This is a genomic window from Paenibacillus amylolyticus, assembly GCF_047302515.1.
In the GTDB taxonomy this organism is placed as follows: Bacteria; Bacillota; Bacilli; order Paenibacillales; family Paenibacillaceae; genus Paenibacillus; species Paenibacillus amylolyticus_G.
In genome coordinates, this window is sequence record NZ_CP168019.1 from 2711682 (window position 1) to 2728992 (window position 17311).

Below are 17311 nucleotides of genomic sequence, written 5' to 3' on the forward strand. Positions count from 1 at the left end.
TGTAACATAAAAGCAGAGGGGTTTTAAACGATGACAAAAAGTAGTGTATTGGGATATCCGCGTATTGGTGCTGATCGGGAATGGAAGAAAGCATTGGAAGCGTTCTGGGCAGGTAAGCTGGAGGAATCAGAATTTCACGCACGTTTGCAGGAGATCCGCATAGATCATTTGCGCAAGCAACAAGCGAAAGGCATCGACATCATTCCGGTGAATGACTTTAGCTATTATGATCATATCCTGGATACAGCTGTGATGTTCGGCATTATTCCTAAACGTTTTTCTTATGATGGTGGCTCGGTTCCGTTGTCCGTATATTATGGCATTGCCCGGGGAACGAAAGATGCCGCAGCAAGTGAAATGACAAAATGGTTCAACACGAACTATCACTACATTGTACCTGAACTGGACGGGGCTTCCCCAACTCTGACGGAGAACAAACCGCTTCTCGCTTATCGTGAAGCAAAAGAAAAACTCGGCATTGAAGGAAAACCGGTTATCGTTGGACCGTTAACCTTCCTCAAGCTCTCCAAAGGCTATGATAAATCCGAGACAGACGCTTGGTTGGACCGCTTGCTTCCACTCTATACTCAATTGCTTCAGGAACTTGCAAGCGAAGGCGTTCAGTGGGTGCAGATCGACGAACCTATTCTGGTAACCAAATTAAGCGATGAAGACGTACAGCGTCTGAATAAAATATATAAAACATTTGCAGCAGCCGTTCCAGGCCTGAATATCATGCTGCAGACGTACTTTGAATCTGTCGAAAACTACAGCGATATTGTTGCACTGCCAGTTCAAGGTGTAGGACTTGATTTTGTACACGGACTCTCTGGTAACACACAATCTATTCGGACATCCGGTTTCCCGGCAGACAAAGTGCTCGGTGCAGGTATTATTGATGGACGTGGGATCTGGAAAGCTTCCCTTCAAACAAAACTGAATTTGCTGAATGAATTGACTGAGTTCGTGACGCCTGAACGTATCATCGTGCAATCATCTTGCAGCCTGCTGCACGTGCCAGTAACAACAGACCGTGAGGCAAAACTTACATCTGAACTGAAAAATGCTCTTGCATTTGCAGATGAAAAGCTGGATGAGATTGTTCTTTTGACTACAGCCTTATCTTCACCAAGTGCAGAGATTACCGCCAAAATAGATGAAGCAGAGCTTACCCTTCTGGCGCTTCAGCAATCCGAAGATCGAAACCGTACCGCTGTACAGAAAGCCGTTGCTTCCATCAGTGTTCAACAGCCGGAGCGCTCCCGTCCTTTTGCCGAGCGTCATGAAGCCCAACAGGCCAAATGGCAATTGCCACTCTTCCCGACAACAACGATTGGTAGTTTCCCACAATCTGCTGAAGTCAGAAAAGCACGTCAGTTGTGGCGTAAAGGCGAATTGAACAACGAACAGTATGCTGCCTTCATCCGGGAGCAGATTGATATCTGGATTAAGATTCAGGAAGAGATCGGAATTGACGTATTGGTACATGGCGAGTTTGAGCGTACCGACATGGTTGAATTCTTTGGCGAGAAACTTGCCGGTTTTGCCTTTACACAGTTTGGCTGGGTACAATCATATGGTTCACGTTGCGTGAAGCCACCTATTATCTTCGGCGATGTTGCGTTTACGGGTGAAATGACGGTGGAAGAAACGAAATATGCTCAATCGCAGACAGAGCGTCCTGTCAAAGGCATGCTGACTGGCCCGATTACCATCATGAACTGGTCATTCGTACGCGAAGACATTGCTCGTGAGCAGATTGCCTATCAATTGGCGTATGCGTTGAGACAGGAAGTCGAGGCACTTGAACAGGCAGGCATTGGCATGATCCAGGTTGACGAGCCGGCTGTTCGTGAAGGGCTTCCGTTGAAAGAAAATGAACAAGCTGATTACCTGGCTTGGGCAGTCAAAGCGTTCCGCATCTCCACTTGCACAGTGCACGAAACGACCCAAATCCATACACATATGTGCTATTGCGAATTCCATGACATGATTGATTCCATCGAAGCTATGGATGCAGATGTTATCTCCATTGAGACATCCCGTAGTCACGGTGAACTGATTCATAGCTTTGAAGAAAATACGTATGAGCTCGGTATCGGTCTTGGCGTATATGACATCCATAGCCCACGAGTTCCGAGTGTAGATGAAATGAGCAGCATGATTGAACGTGCCCTGCGTGTTCTTGATCCGAAGCTGTTCTGGATTAACCCGGACTGCGGATTAAAAACCCGTGGACAGGAAGAAACGGTTGCTTCTCTGCGTAACATGGTTGACGCAACCAGAATCGCTCGTAACAATCACGCTTCAGCTGCTGTATTGTAATCGGCTGCGAAGCAGCATAACTTCAAAAGTAAAGCCGGACACCCCTTCGTTAAATGGGTGTCCGGCTTTTTATATGGTTATTTATGTGGTTACTTTTAACGTACATTCATTTCACTTGTAACATGGCGATCTTTGGCGTTCCTGCCCCTTTTCTCACCATCCAACGCTTACAACTAGATACTATCTTTCAGCCATTGCTGCAATGGTGTATCTTCGGTCAGTTCACCGAGCAGTATGTGACGGAACTCCCCATCCCTATCAATGACCATTGTTGCGGGCAAACCCGTAATCCGATACATGCCTGATATGTTGCCTGTCACGTCAATGATCACCGGGAAATCAAACGCCTGCTTATCCATAAACTCACGAATCGTGCCCTTCGATTCTCCCACATTTACAAACAGGGTTTCCACGTCGTTCTGATAGTCCTCAGCAATCTGGTGAACGAGCGGCATCTCCCTTACACAAGGTGTGCACCATGAAGCCCAAAAGTTAATCATCACGGCTTTGCCCCGATAATCCGACAGCTTGACTTGTTCACCTGCTGAATTAACCGCTGTGAACTCAGGAGCCACGGCACCAACTTCAATGGCGTTACCTCGCTGGGACTCGGGTGTCGATACATTTTCGAAAATGGCCCATGTACCTGTGATCAATGCGATCACACCAATCAAAATTGTAAGTGTACGTCTGCTTTTAAAACTCTTCTTCTGCAATAAACTCACCTTCACTTTAAACCAAGACTTTGATGGAATGCTGCATGGAGCGAACCGAATTGATCACAAAAGTCGTGAGTAGAGCCCTCGCCAACATTACGTCCATGGTTCATGAATATCACCTGATCCGCAATATCGTCTGCGATCTCCAGCTGATGGGTCGAGAACACGACCATGTGTCCTTCCTGTTTGATGCCCTTGAGCAGCTGAGTTAATTCCTGCATCCAGAATGGGTCCAATCCATTCGTTGGCTCATCCATGATGAGCAGTGGAGGTTTCGACAGCACAGCCTGGGCGAATAACACACGTTGGCGCATGCCTTTGGAGAAGGTCGTAACCCGGTTTTTCTTTTGATCCTGCAAACCTACCATAGTCAGTACTTCCTGTACTCTCTCCTTGGGAACTTTCCTCAGAGAAGCCCAGAACAGAAGCATTTCCTCCGCACTCAGTCCTTGATTAAATTGATAATCGTCCGGCATATATCCAATCTGCTCTGAATAACGCTTGCGCTCCTTCAACCATCGCACATTGTTCACCGCAACCTCACCGGAGGTAGGCCGAAGAATTCCTGCGATCATACGCAGCACCGTGCTCTTTCCTGCACCATTCCCTCCACAGAGGGCAAGCACTTGGCCTGAAGTAATGCGAAAGGAGATATCCTCAACAATTGGTTGCTTTTTAATGGATTTGCACAATCCCATCACTTCGAGTCCCATCTTATCCATGAGAACGCCCCCTCTCCCAGATCGCGTATACCGTCAGGACAGAGAAGGCAATCCAGAATAGGCATATCCCGATGAAGATCCAACTGCCACTTGGTTGCTGCACCCACTCCACCCATCGATAATATTCTGGTCCAAGAATGGAGCCGCCTCCCAATTTGATGACTACAAACAATCGCACCAGCTCGGCCGGATTGATGAGTGTTAGCATAACCAGCAGCGGTTTCACCCATAGATAAGGCATCAGTCCCAGCACAGAGAGCAATAAGGTCGGCCATCCAATGACTGCGAAAAACCATACGGTCACGGATATGGTTAACGCCTGCCACCGATTGCGCGACAACGAACCGATAAATAGCGCCAGCGTCAGGAATAACAACACCAGTCCACACGAGAATGCCAGAAAAAGAAGATATGTCATGACATCCAGTGGATTCCCAATCACTCCGCTAATGACCCCCATCAGGCCGTATCCAAACGCAACAATGGTAATTAAAACAATCGATAGCCCAAGATACTTTCCAACAATAAAGGACATCGTGCCAATGGGATACGTGGACAGCAGTTGCCAGCTACCGTCTTCTTTTTCGGATGTTAATGAGAAGGAACCGAGGAATAGCGTCATTAATGGCAAAAGGTAGAGAATGAGATTCAACATGGAACCTGTGGTGCCTGAATATCCTTCAACCAGATTCTGCGAATTCAGAAGTAACAAGCTTAAGCTAAAGGTACAAAAAAGGATCAGAAACGAATACGCCCAAGGATTGCGAAATCCCATTTTCACTTCTCGTCTTGCAATCTGTATCATATCTGACATCATTGATCACCATTTTCTATTGTCATACTTAGTGGCCTGACTCTTCTTTCATCTCACCTTCCTGATGCATCTCATTACCATCTCCTTCTTCACCATGTCCGTGCTCATCATGCCCATGTTCACCCATCATGTCCATATTCTCTGTATTCTGTTTCCAGTCATGAGAGGCAAGATCCTCAGCAGTCATAATGGTTCCAACACCTTGCTCTGCGATGAAAGCTTCAGCGGAGGGCTTGTCCTTAAAGTTAAGAATTCCATAGGCCATAGGCGTACGCAATGACGCGTCGTATACATACGTGGCTTTGCTGTATTCAATCCATTCCTTGTCATTATAATCACGTACATAGTCCATGCCGATGTTATCTGTGCCATTTTCTGTTTTCCACTGGTTCATGCAGCCGATATCATCGAACTTGTAATTTTGGCCGTCTTTCGTAGTGAGCTGTGTTGCATATGCATCGTCCTTCACCTGCATTTTACAGATCGCACAGATATCCACGTCTTCATTGATCGGCAATGCCGCGTATTTTGTTCCGCAAGCGGTTAACAGCACCATGCCAAACATAAGTACCATGAGCAATGTCCATCTTCTGTTCAAACTTCTGTTCATTTTCGTAATACCCCCATATAGATGATTATAAAAGTTGCCATACCCAACAGAACTAACCCGAACATCCACACCATCTTGGAACCTGCTACCCTTTCCACTGACATGTTCAGATCAGATTCCGTATCCATGCTCATTCGTGGCGATTTGTCGGTAGTCCATTGTTCTCTGCCTTCTGTAAACAACCCACTCAGAAAGACCATACCTGGTGATTGGAAAAAGAGCTGATACGCAGAATTTCGACTGACCAGTTGCTCATAAAAAGGATTGATGGCATAGGATATTTCACTGATTCCATCCTGATTCAGATCAAGCCCCTGAAAGGAGTCCCAGTAATTCTCCATCAGGACATTATTCGGGCTATCCAGCGCCGAAGCTTCAATGACATTTGACACCAATTGGTTACGTGTAAACTCATTAGCTTCTGCCAGAACAAGCTGGATACCAACAAAATTCCGAAGCACCGCATTGCCATGGATCTCATTGCCTGAGGATTCTGCAATATTCATGCCAACACGATTACCCTCCACTACATTGTTATGAACAGAGGATTGATGTACGTCATACAGCAGAATTCCTTGGGAGTGAACATTGGTACTTTGTTTGCGAAAAGAATTCCCCGAAATGACCGTATTCTTGACGCCCATAATCATGGCACCTGTCATGTTCTCCTCTCCGGTATTGTCCATGACAGAAGAGCCGTCAATGTACATACAGTGGATGCCATACCTTGTATGTAACAGCCTGTTATTTTGCACGTTAGACTTGCGACTGTTCTCCAGATAGATTCCATCCCTCATACCGGTGATCTCATTGGCCTCAATATAGCTATCATGGGCGTTGTACAGATCAATGCCATTGCCCTTCTGGCCACTGGAAGCAGAATCAGACCCGGCCCACGTAATGTTGTTCCGCTGAATCGTTGCCTGACTCGAATTCCGGATGATCATCCCATACCCTTGGGTCTGAATATGCAGATCCGTGATTTCACTGTTTTTCCCTTCAACCTGAATCGCTGCAGTCTGTTCATTCGTATCATGTTCAATTGTAAAACCGCTCAGTTTCACCCCATCCGAGCGAATCATTATCGTAGAGGTGGCTTCCGCATTAACAACTATGACTGTAGGATCACCCTGAATGGTGATGTTTTTGTCAATCGTCACGGGTCCAGAATAACGACCTGATGCAAGTTCAATGACTTCTCCAGGTGCAGACCGGTCAATCATAGGCTGAAGGGGAATGAGATCACGATGTCCGGAAGAGGCCATGACTGCACCGTGCGGAAGGGATAGTAGGAGCATCATCATTCCGATTAGAAAAATGAAACCCGTAACCCGACTCCTCTTACAACTGTTGAATGCACCCAATCCTGCCCGAGGATTACTCATGATTCAAACCGCGCAATTCCGGCTTCTTGTTACAGTTGCTTATTGCTGTGGCAATGTATTCAACGGGTCTTACGTTAATCCAAAATATACGTTGGTTGTACACACCATCCCTCCATTCCACTTAAAATCAACTCTCCATGTTCCTCATCCATTGAAGCAACGTAATAAATGAAGCGTTATCACAATCCTGATCATAGTGTACTTAAAATGATATTTATTCCATATAGCTCAATTAGGCTATAGACGCTCCATTTTTGTGTCGATATTGTGATGTAAATCAAAAAAAGCCGCCATATAGGCGACTTCTAAGTAATATATTATTCAAATGGATAGGTCCAAAATGTTTCTCTGCCAAAACGTTTCTTGATTTCTTCATTATTCAGCTCACGATTTCCTACAAGCTCTGCTGCCTGGAATTGTGAACGGTGGGCACGAATGGACGCCATTTTTCGATCCAAAAATTCGGATACGTCAACAAATACATCCGGTTTGCCAATGTACTGTTCCTGATTATTAGCGAACGCAACGCAATGAACAATCGGACGTTCATCCACAGGAAGTTTAGCGATTGTACGTATAACAGCGGCTCCCGTTGCATCATGATCGGGATGAACACTGTACCCCGGATAGAACGTTATGACCAGCGTAGGGTTCAACTCTTTAAGTAGCGACATGATGGGGTCTTCCAGTAACTGTGGATCTTCGAACTCCAGCATTTTATCGTGGAAACCCAGCATTCTCAGGTCCTGAATACCAATCGCTTCAGAAGCTTCGATGAGTTCCTGTTTACGGATGCCAGGCAACGTCACTCGGTTGGCAAATGGAGGAATCCCCATATTGCGCCCCATCTCGCCAAGTGTTAGACAAGCATAGGTTACATGGGCACCGCCATCTATGTATTTGGCTAACGTTCCCGATACAGAGAAAGCTTCATCATCTGGATGTGGATATACCACCAAGATTCGCTCATGCTCGTTGTGTGTAGTATTCATCGTTATTCAATCCTCCGCTTTCATCAGAACATCTCTCGGCTTAATTGTAACGCCACAACTAGTTTACCTTGGCTGTCGTGACCGGCGAGAATCAGTCTTTCTTGTTCCTGCTCATCAATATGTGTAAGTCCTTCGGCGTAAAGCCATCCCTGCGTTGTTTTCAGACCAACACGGTATGGACCTGTACCTGAAATGGACCCCTGCGTATATCGTATGGCCGCATTAGTAATGAATGCCGATGCTGGATGTTTTGTACTGTCCATGTGTTGTGCGTAAGCACCTGACGTAAGTTCTAGATGTACGTATAAGTCCTGATCAGCAAGATTATTGATCCGGAGCTGAATATCTTGAGGTTTAATTGGTTGCATAGCGGCCTCCTTGTCTAATGTAATTGTACGAACTTCATTTTAACATAACCAGAAGAGAATATACATGGAGTGACCCTATCGCCTCTTATAGAGCGTTCTCATGATGATTCAGGTTTGAAAACAAGAACAGATTTGCGCGTTTTTTTCTCTTTTTATTCATGGACCATATCTATATTATGAAGTGTAGGCAAAAACGCCCGTGATGAGCACCTTAAATCTTAAATGAATCTTGCTCCAACATGTTTGGAAAGGAGTTTAATTCGACTTGAAATCTCTAATACAACTACTTCATTTTGGCTATCATCAGGCCATGAGCTGCATATTTCCCGTAGCGATCTTTGGAACACTGGCCCTGTCCAGCGTAATTCCTATTCCTTTCCTTCATCGATATGATGCCATTCTGCTCGTATTGCTTGCTGTGCAGTACCTGATGTATCGAAGCGGCTTGGAAACCAAGGATGAAATCAAGGTCATCTGTGTATTTCACATTATTGGCCTGGTGCTAGAAATCTATAAAGTATGGATGGGATCATGGTCATACCCTGAGCAAGCATACAGCAAAATCCTGGGTGTCCCTCTTTATAGCGGATTCATGTATGCAAGTGTAGCCAGTTTTATGTGTCAGGTGTGGCGAAGACTGCGAATGGACATGACCGGATGGCCTGGTTTTGCACCTTCGATGCTGCTGGGAGCAGCTATCTATATTAACTTTTTCACTCATCATTTTATGCCCGATTTTCGCTGGTGGCTGACGGCGCTTGTATTTATTGTCTTCTGGAAAACCTGGATTATTTACCGGGTACGAGCAACGACCTATCGAATGCCGTTATCGCTCGCTTTTATCATTGTCGGTTTCTTCATCTGGGCTGCCGAGAATATCGCTACATTCTTCAATGCCTGGAAATATCCAGATCAGCATGATGCATGGCAACTGGTTAGCTTTAGTAAGATCAGTTCGTGGTTCCTGCTGGTCATCATCAGTGTCATCATCGTTGCGCAACTCAAATATGTGAAGGCCAATCGAACCGCAGGTGATTCAAAGTCCAGTTAACTATTTCATTCTCTAACCGTAAAACAGCAGCAATCTTAGACTCGTACCTAAAGTCTTCGAATGCCGCTGTTTTTTTGCTGTGCTAATGCAACCTTCAACTGATCAGAACCTTAAAAGTATCTTAATCAGCGATCAATCTACACGTAGAAAAGGCTATCACAATGGTGATTCTTTATACGTCTTATGCATCAAATACTGCTGTCTGCTCCAACACTAGTTCCCCTCCAGCTTCAATTTCAAGCTCATAGATGCCATTCTCCTCAAGTTCACATAAGCAGGCTCTTCTGCTGGGCATCTCGCATCCTTTCACCCATTCAGGAATATAAAGCTTCGTATTGATCCGCCGGTCCGCGACAAGTTCTGCCCGGAAGAAGCCCGTGCTCCGATTCCATGTACAGGACAGACTACCTCCATGAAAACGCCAGCCGTGTATGGAACCTCGTACCCAGCGTTCTGGCAAAGCCGGCAGCAGCTTGATCCATTGTTCTGACACATAGAGCAGCATTTCCTGTACTGCATTAACCCAGCCCATATTGGCATCCAGCTGAATCGGAGCAGCGGGCATGGACATACATACCCCCATATTACGCCAGTCATTATGCAAGGTATACCCATTACTCAGAACACAGGAGCGCGCAAGAATATCGAGACTTTCCAGCGCCCGCTCACCATTGCCAAGTCGAGCATATATGGACGACATATGTGCAAGGGACCAACCACTCTGAGCACCAAGCCTTCTCTGATCAACTGCTGTCTCAAACGCTTGGAACAGTTCTGGCTGTTCTTCACGGGTGACCTCTTGTCCTGGAAAAACAGGATACAGGTGTGAAAGATGACGATGATCACGTCGATCTTCAAACGCAGGATGCAGCCATTCTTTTACAGCTCCCTCCGGTTCAAGTAGATAATCGGGCATATGCTCCAGCATGGCTTCCCAGCACGGAATCTTAGTCGTATGCACTCCAGTTAGTCGACTGGCTGCAATGACATGCTGTAGCAGTTCTTTAATAATGGCAATGTCTATGGTGGCGTTAATGGCTGTAGGCATAGGGTGGGCCAGTGGCTGTCCATGCTTAGGCATAAAATTCTCAGGTGTATTTTCTGGCGAAACAGACGGGTACATCTTGTATTTTCCGTCTTCACCCAGCACCAGAAAATCTTCATAGAACTGAAGGGCCTCCTTCATGAAGGGCAAGGCTTCCTCCAGCAGAAACTGCTTATCCCCAGTGAACTGATAATGTGCATAATAATGTCTGGCGATCCATCCTGCTGCTCCGGTCCAGTTTATGATTACCGGAACAATCTGGTTAGGCACCCCAATACCAGGTGTTGTTCCAGCGGGAATGTAAGTCCCTCGGCAGCCATATAACTTGCGAGCATTGTCCCGAAAGTCATCCATTAATCCGTTGTAATAGCGGAACAACGAACGATTCAGCTTGGATAAACCACCTACCGCAGTATGCCAGTACATCATTTGCACATTCTCATTCGCCATATTGTGGCCCCAGATCAAGCGATAATCACCACCCCACAAGCCGTATAATCCAAATGGCAATCCGCTATATTCAGAGGTTCCGCTGATAAATAGATATCGACCATAGGCCCACATCTTGCGCACGAACCCTGTAGGTGCTTCACCTTCATAGGCTTCCAGAAGTAAGTCTTCATTACAGCGCCCGTCATCTGTTTTATCATCCAGATCAAGCTCAGCGGAACTAAACAACGGTTGATGCAGTGAGATATGCCGATCCAGCAACGTATTGTATTCGCTCTCAAGCGATGCGAGTTCCTGCTTCAACCGTGTCCATTCCTGCGCTCGTCTGCCCGTAGCAAACATTTTAACAAGCACAAGCACTTTTCCAGAGGTATGGAAATGAAGTTGCCTGCTAAGCATGTCTTCGTTAGTTTCGCTTTCCTTTTGTTGATCATGACTCGCACCAGGTATTTCGTTCAATTGGATCAGTCGCAGCACCGCTCCGTAGTCCTGTCCATCGTCATTTTGCCCGCCATAGCACAGGTATTCTCCAGCATCATCCCGATCAATTCTTATCGTTATAGACGACTTTAGTACGTTGAACTCATCGTCTTCTCTCACCCGGTCGCCCTGCGGGAATTGCAGGCCTATCGTCCCCGACAGCAATGAATGCTCAGCCGCACCTGTTCCCTGCGCACTTGCTCCATCTTTCACTCTATGAGTCTCGATCTCATAGACAACACAATCGTCTGCACGCGAGACGAACAGACTTCTTGTATAGTTGTCACTTCCGTCCTGCCAGCGCACCTGAACTTCCCCTGTGTCCATATCCAGTTCCCGACGATATTTGCGAAAAGCGTTATTACACTTCATTTCCACCGTCATTGTAGCCAGTGGATATCGGGAGGACAACCTGGACGCGTAACCTTCTGCTTGCAGTGTACGAGTCAGATGCCAGCTTGCCTCTAAATATCGTTCCTCATCCATTGACTTACGGGTTTCTGATAAGGTATGACTGACATCGGGCAGTTCATCTTTGCGCCCCCAATGCCATAATTCACTGTGCTGCAAGAGCACAGTTTCCGTCTGAATTCCGCCTTGCACTGAAGCACCAAGCTTACCGTTTCCGGAAGGAAGCGCTTCTCGCCACAACCCTTGCCACCAGGAAGAAGGATATTTCAGCAACATCTTGTTCCTGTCCGGCCGTATGCCTGTAGTGTCTGTGTGATCAGTGTGTTGGTTCACGCTTTTTCCGCCCCAAGTCTCTCCATCTCAATACTGGCTAGCAAGAATGGGGCTACGCCCATCTGCACATCGCTAACGACCTGTTCACTGATGTAATATTCATAAGAACCGTCCCGATACTTCTTCCCACCGAGTCCGGCACCATGACAGATGTGGTGCAGATGCACCCCTTTTTCATCTTCAGTGACCAACCGCTTCAATATGCCTGCATAGGCATGATCAACGACTTCACGGTCCAGTTCAGCCAGATAATGTAACCGGAGGCCTTTCGCGAGTGCATAGGTTAGCATACAGGAAGCAGAGGCTTCCAGATAATTGCCCGCTCTTCCGTTCTGATCCATCACTTGGTACCAGAGCCCACTATCATGATCCTGAACATGAGCAATCGCGTATGCCATTCGTTCAAATATGCCCATAATCTGTCCTCGCTGTGGGTGATCCACGGGAAAGTGCTCCAGTGCATCCACAACGGCCATTGCATACCATCCCATGGCCCGGCCCCAAACATGAACGGATCGACCAGTATCTTGAGCGCACCAGCGTTGTTCCCTGCTCTCATCCCAGGCATGGTGGAGTAGGCCATTACTCGGATTACGGGTCATTCGCTCGATCAACAAAATCTGTCGTGCCACTTCATCGAAGCTCTCGGGATGATCGAAGGTGCTCGCATATTCCGCCAAAAAGGGTGAAGACATATAAATGCCATCCAGCCACATCTGAAACGGATATATTTTCTTATGCCAGAATCCACCTTCACTTGTCCGGGGCTGTCCTTTAAGCTGGTCAACCAGGTGCAAAATTGCTTTAGCATATTTATCATTGCCGGAATTCTTCCACTGGTTGAACAGATTTTTGCCTTCATTGATCATATCCAGGTTGTAATCATTCAACCGGTAGGTCCGAATGGTGCCGTCATTCTCGATGAGGTCATCCATGTGACGCTGAACAAGTTCCGCGTAGCGGGATTCTTGATTCCATTCGGCGGCGCGTTCCAGTGCCATCAGCGTCATTCCGCCCACATAGCCCCATTTGCCTGCAATCTTGGGATGATTGCCATTCTGGCATTCGGAAAGCAAGGTATCTGCTATTTTGACAGACATTCTCCGTTCTTGTGTCACTGACTTTGTCGAAGTTCCAACCATATCGAAATCCTCCTTCTGATGGATTATGCCATCTTTACCGTTCATTCGGGGTTTAACGTTCTGATGATTACATCAAAGGATTAAGACCTTCCCACTTCACAGTCCAGCTACCATCCCGTGGAAATCCCGGATTCGCTTGTTCTCCTGCCCCTGTCCAGCCGGCGGCCATCATGGCGACAGCGGTTAGGAGACCACCGTTCCCGGGAAGATATGCCCACAACCCTGCTCTCTGATAGTTGTGTCCATTAGGCAGATACGTGTTCTTCGTGGCATCCATCATCAGGAAATACACTGCAAGCTCTGGTTCATTCAATCTGGCTGCTGTCATCGCGCACATCGGAAAATCCCAACCCCAGGCGGATTCCCAGTCCCAGCATTCTTTGACCTTGAGCAACGTATTTCTCATGATCTCCGGGTCGATTAATGAACCTGGCAATAGTCCAAGTGCTCCAACCATCGAGGGATGATCATGGTTTTTAACGGTGTAAGTGTCCGGACAATTCTCGTGTGCGAGATAAACTCCGTTCTCATGTCGAGGTTTAGCCATGTGTGAAGCCACTCTTCGCCAGTCTGGATTGGCTGGATGATTCAAACGCTCTGCCCAAAGGATGGCTATCTCCAAACCGAATTTCCAGTACTCCAGTTCATAGGGCGGATTCAAACTATCGTTCATGGCGTGATTCTCCTGCGCAGGGATAAGCGGCGGACCTAACACATACGCTTGCCTTTTCTCATCCCAATGGGCATAGGACACCATAAAGTCAGCCGCTTCAAATACGATATCCTTATACCTCGTTAACATAGCAGGGTCAAGCCGGGACAGATAACACATCTCAGCTAGTGCCATGGGATGTGGTTGCTGCCAGATCAATCCCGGAGCTACCGGCGACGGAGTCTGATGCCCGTTATAACCCACCATTTTGGGCCATCGCGCACCGACATAACCTTGAGAGCGTGCCAGTTCGCGTGCTTCTGGCAGCATGGTCAGGTACCAGTCCATACTCTTGCACAACAGAGTGGTCCGATTCCAGAGCGGAAAATGCGCTGCATGCCACCAATGCATCTCCAGATGCATTTTGCCGAACCAGCTGTTATACATATATCCGGTCTCTTGCGGTGGCATGGACCCACCACTGTGCACCGCACTCAGGAATTGGGATAGGACCACTCTACGCTCCAGTTCAGCGGCACGCGGATCCGAACTGCCATCAAAATCAATCACTCCGCCATCATTCCAGAACTGATTCCAGTGGACCGAGCTTGATCGCAACACTGTATCTGCTGGCAAGGTTTCCGGCTTATGTGCAGCAAAAGATACACTGCACGACCAGATGTCCAAGTCTGGTACGGCCTTGGGAGATAGTGTGAATTCATGAGTTCCCGTCTGTTCCAGTTGGCCTGCGTCCCAGATCCATTCCAATGTATACTCATCTTCATCCAGCACACGTTTCAATGATGCGGAAGTCGAAGTGACCGATGTCAGCACAGTAGAATGTCTGTCATGTTGCTTCCAGTCGGGGAATACTGATTTTGACCAGCTCCGGTGTGTCATATCGGGCGATGGAAATACAACAAACAGTTGCAGACGCTGCTTACGGATTAATTCGGATTGTACACGAATGGCGATACAATCGAGCCGTGGGTCACAGGCTGTCTCTACACGCACTTCTTCCCCCTGCACGGTAAATTCACTGTGCAGAATTCCGGTCCATAGATTCAATTCCTGACGTACCGGGACGACATGGGTGACGCCCGTCTCCTGACCATCTTCTCCTAGCAAACGAAATGAAATGCGTCCAAGCTGAAGTCGATGCGGGTTCTGCCTAAGCCAGTGATAGGCTTCTTCCTTGTCTTCGGGCTTCATGGGGTATGCCACTTTGCGGCCATATGTCTCAAATGCCTGATAGACAATATCCTCATCTCCGAATACATGATGACCGCCCGTATAATGCCAACCCCAGTTGGATTGTGTACCAAGAGGTATTTCATACAGATCTGGATACGTCTGAAGTCCCGTAAAATCAGCACTGAATGCAAATTCTCCATTACCTACTGATAAAGGCGATCTGGGCTCAAGCTGCGTTAATACCGGATGATTCCTGGTGACGACCGATTGTCGATCCATCAATGGCTCTGCCTCCTTGTCATTCTATGGGTTCAAGTATGGGTCAAGATTCCCGTAGTACACCCCTGCGGCTTCGCATTATCTCCCTGTACTTGCCCGGTGTAATGTCTTTGTATTTTCGATACACACGAATAAAGCTGTTCTCATGCTGATAACCCACCATCGTTGCGATCTCGGAAATTCTATAATCCGTATCCAGCAATAGTTCACAGGCACGTTCCATCCGAAGCTTGGTGAAATATCCGTGGATGGTATCACCCATTTCCTGCTTGAACAACTGGCTTGCCAAACTGCTTCCGATCCCGGCATGCTCGGCAATCTCCTGAATGCTTACCGGGTCTTCCAGGTGCTTGTTCATAAACGTAATCATCTGTTGGCACAGTATGAAATCCTTGCTAAGCATAAGGCTACCGAACCAATCAGCCAAACCTTCGATCTGGCTTCGCAGCACTTCACAGACAGCCTCCAGATGCATGGTCCGCATATCCACCATTTCGAGTCCGCAACCTTCTGTCTCGCGCTTCAGGCGAATTCGGTCAATTGTAGCTGCAACAGCTTCAAGAAAGGCCAGCGCTGATGAAGGATGCCATTGCTCGTGCGTCATTCGACCGACTATCTTGTCAAAAGTCCTAAGGGCCTCTTCGCCCCTGCCTGCTTCGACGGTCTCCGTCAGTTGAGTCATGATTTCATGTTCTTCCGATGTGTTCTCGGTCGGTTGCAGACCCGAGATCTCTTCAAACGAAATAACTCGTTCATACCCCCAGTAGAATCTGTAATCCAGCGCACTCTCCGCCTCATGCATGGCTCGCTGAAGTCGCATGAATCCGTCGTGCCCCCCGCTTACGCCGCTCGACACCTGAAACTTGAGCAAGCGAGGAATCATGCCAATCGTCTCTCGTATTGCTGTGGCTACGCTCTTGCTACCGCCAGAATGAATCGGTTGCAGCATCACGAGCATCCGGTCTCTGCCTAGATCGGCTGATAACACCCGCCATTGTCCAGACAACAATTCAGCTATGATATTACCAATGGCAAATTTCAGCAGGGAGTGATCTGACTTCGTAAAGCGCTCACACCAGGCCTTATAGTTGTCAATCGACAACATGGCAATAGAGAGTGGCTCATCGCTCCAATCCTTGAAATAACGGCACCATTTCTCGCTAATTTCTCGACTTCCTGTCATATGTCCGTTATAGATATCCGTCAGAAATTTGGATGAAGCTTCCGGAAGGGTCTGCCTGAGATTGATGGCCTGCTGAGCATGATCCGTTAGCAGTTGCCCCGTTATTTTCTCCAGATCAATCTGCTCCGGATGGATTCTCTCCTGGTCGTACCCGCTGAGCAGTTGTCTCATGCGTCTTACCGGTCTAAAAGCAGCTGCATTGTAAACTGTGATCGTAACCGCTCCTGCTACAAGAGCCAACAAAGATACGATAAAAACAATATTGCGGATCTTCTGTGCATTAGCCAGGAGACTGTCTTGTGATATCACGGACAGATAACGCCATCCGGTGTACGGTGAAATGGTCTGTGAAGCCAGTAAAAGCTTACCTTCATGTTTAAACTCACCAAGCTTTTCACCATCCAGTTGGGTGAGTACATGACTGACCGCTTCCTCTCCGACGGCATAATTGCCGAGATCATATAAAGGCTGGTTGTTCGTGTCGAGGATGAACCGATGGCTGTCAAGGTCGGAGACGGATGAGAGTAGCATGTGCTCGAACATCTTCTCTGTCTTGAAATTAACTGCGATAATCCCTTTCAACTCGCCAGCGATCATTATTTTTCGGTAAAGTGTAATTTGCGGCATGGACACACCAGAAGATGTGGAAATCTCACGTTGCTTGACCAGCATGGGACGCTCTTCAAGTTCATCGGCAACGCTAACCCAATCCGAATCCGGGAAATTAACCTTGCTGGAGCTGTAGCCTTGTGGGAAGGCAACAATGCTCTCTCGATTCATATCAAAAATGTAAGCGCTCTTAATAAAGGACGTACTACTGATTAAGGTTTCCAGAAATTGTACCAGTTCCGTAATATTGCGGTATGATCCCTGTACTTCATTGGTGAGAAATCGGTATACATTACTGTTCAGTGCAATTTTCACCGCAATCTGATCACTTTCCCGGATCACTTCATCAATATCATTCATGCTGATACGCAGCATCTGGTGTTGCGGCTCACTTAATTCCTGCTGTAACACCGATTTGGAAGAATAATACGTCGTCATCCCCACCGCAATAATAATCATGAAGACAACAACAGTCAGAATCAGCAGCAGCCGGGTCTGGGTATTGGTGACATTGAATTTTAGCCACTTTAAGAAGGAAAGGGTCACA

General features: G+C 47.2%; 13 protein-coding genes. 2 read left to right on the forward strand and 11 right to left on the reverse strand.

What is annotated here, in order from left to right; all coding sequences use genetic code 11:
• The first annotated feature begins 30 nt into the window (after positions 1 to 30).
• On the forward strand, positions 31 to 2325 hold the full coding sequence (metE, locus tag ACDJ59_RS11570) for a 5-methyltetrahydropteroyltriglutamate--homocysteine S-methyltransferase (RefSeq protein WP_413408983.1): 2295 nt from the start codon (positions 31 to 33) through the stop codon (positions 2323 to 2325).
• Positions 2326 to 2498: 173 nt separating this feature from the next.
• On the opposite strand, the gene ACDJ59_RS11575 is transcribed toward metE, so the two are convergent.
• The 7 genes from ACDJ59_RS11575 to ACDJ59_RS11605 form a co-directional block, all read right to left on the reverse strand.
• Complete coding sequence (locus tag ACDJ59_RS11575) at positions 2499 to 2990, reverse strand: TlpA family protein disulfide reductase (RefSeq protein WP_413409783.1); 492 nt, start codon at positions 2988 to 2990, stop codon at positions 2499 to 2501.
• A 62-nt stretch (positions 2991 to 3052) separates the two neighbouring features.
• Entirely contained in the window at positions 3053 to 3766 is a 714-nt protein-coding gene (gene ccmA, locus ACDJ59_RS11580; RefSeq protein ID WP_413408984.1) for a heme ABC exporter ATP-binding protein CcmA, read from the reverse strand.
• Positions 3759 to 4580, reverse strand: a complete 822-nt coding sequence (locus ACDJ59_RS11585) for an ABC transporter permease (protein WP_413409784.1) — start codon at positions 4578 to 4580, stop codon at positions 3759 to 3761. Before ACDJ59_RS11585 ends, ccmA begins: the two co-directional genes overlap by 8 nt.
• Positions 4581 to 4608: 28 nt before the next feature.
• A complete protein-coding gene (locus tag ACDJ59_RS11590) occupies positions 4609 to 5190 on the reverse strand; it encodes a nitrous oxide reductase accessory protein NosL (protein WP_413408985.1) in 582 nt (193 codons plus the stop codon).
• Complete coding sequence (locus ACDJ59_RS11595) at positions 5187 to 6455, reverse strand: nitrous oxide reductase family maturation protein NosD (RefSeq protein ID WP_413408986.1); 1269 nt, start codon at positions 6453 to 6455, stop codon at positions 5187 to 5189. Before ACDJ59_RS11595 ends, ACDJ59_RS11590 begins: the two co-directional genes overlap by 4 nt.
• A gap of 437 nt (positions 6456 to 6892) precedes the next feature.
• Positions 6893 to 7567: a bacillithiol biosynthesis deacetylase BshB2 gene (bshB2, locus tag ACDJ59_RS11600; RefSeq protein ID WP_413408987.1), complete on the reverse strand. Its 675-nt coding sequence runs from the start codon at positions 7565 to 7567 to the stop codon at positions 6893 to 6895.
• A gap of 23 nt (positions 7568 to 7590) precedes the next feature.
• Positions 7591 to 7935 carry a YojF family protein gene (locus ACDJ59_RS11605; RefSeq protein WP_017688572.1) on the reverse strand — a complete coding sequence of 115 codons (345 nt, stop codon included), beginning with the start codon at positions 7933 to 7935 and terminating at the stop codon, positions 7591 to 7593.
• 265 nt (positions 7936 to 8200) lie between these two features.
• On the opposite strand from ACDJ59_RS11605, the gene ACDJ59_RS11610 reads away from it, so the two are divergent.
• On the forward strand, positions 8201 to 8986 hold the full coding sequence (locus ACDJ59_RS11610; protein WP_413408989.1) for a DUF817 domain-containing protein: 786 nt from the start codon (positions 8201 to 8203) through the stop codon (positions 8984 to 8986).
• A 181-nt stretch (positions 8987 to 9167) separates the two neighbouring features.
• Here the strand turns inward: ACDJ59_RS11610 and ACDJ59_RS11615 are convergent, their stop codons facing one another.
• The 4 genes from ACDJ59_RS11615 to ACDJ59_RS11630 all read right to left on the reverse strand — a co-directional run bounded on the left by ACDJ59_RS11615 (position 9168) and on the right by ACDJ59_RS11630 (position 17310).
• Complete coding sequence (locus ACDJ59_RS11615; RefSeq protein ID WP_413408991.1) at positions 9168 to 11705, reverse strand: glycosyl hydrolase family 95 catalytic domain-containing protein; 2538 nt, start codon at positions 11703 to 11705, stop codon at positions 9168 to 9170.
• Positions 11702 to 12847, reverse strand: a complete 1146-nt coding sequence (locus tag ACDJ59_RS11620) for a glycoside hydrolase family 88/105 protein (RefSeq protein WP_413408993.1) — start codon at positions 12845 to 12847, stop codon at positions 11702 to 11704. The genes ACDJ59_RS11615 and ACDJ59_RS11620 overlap by 4 nt, the downstream gene beginning before the upstream one ends.
• 67 nt (positions 12848 to 12914) lie before the next feature.
• Complete coding sequence (locus ACDJ59_RS11625) at positions 12915 to 14972, reverse strand: glycoside hydrolase family 65 (protein ID WP_413409785.1); 2058 nt, start codon at positions 14970 to 14972, stop codon at positions 12915 to 12917.
• Between the two features lie 43 nt (positions 14973 to 15015).
• Complete coding sequence (locus ACDJ59_RS11630; RefSeq protein WP_413408995.1) at positions 15016 to 17310, reverse strand: AraC family transcriptional regulator; 2295 nt, start codon at positions 17308 to 17310, stop codon at positions 15016 to 15018.
• Position 17311: the final 1 nt, after the last annotated feature.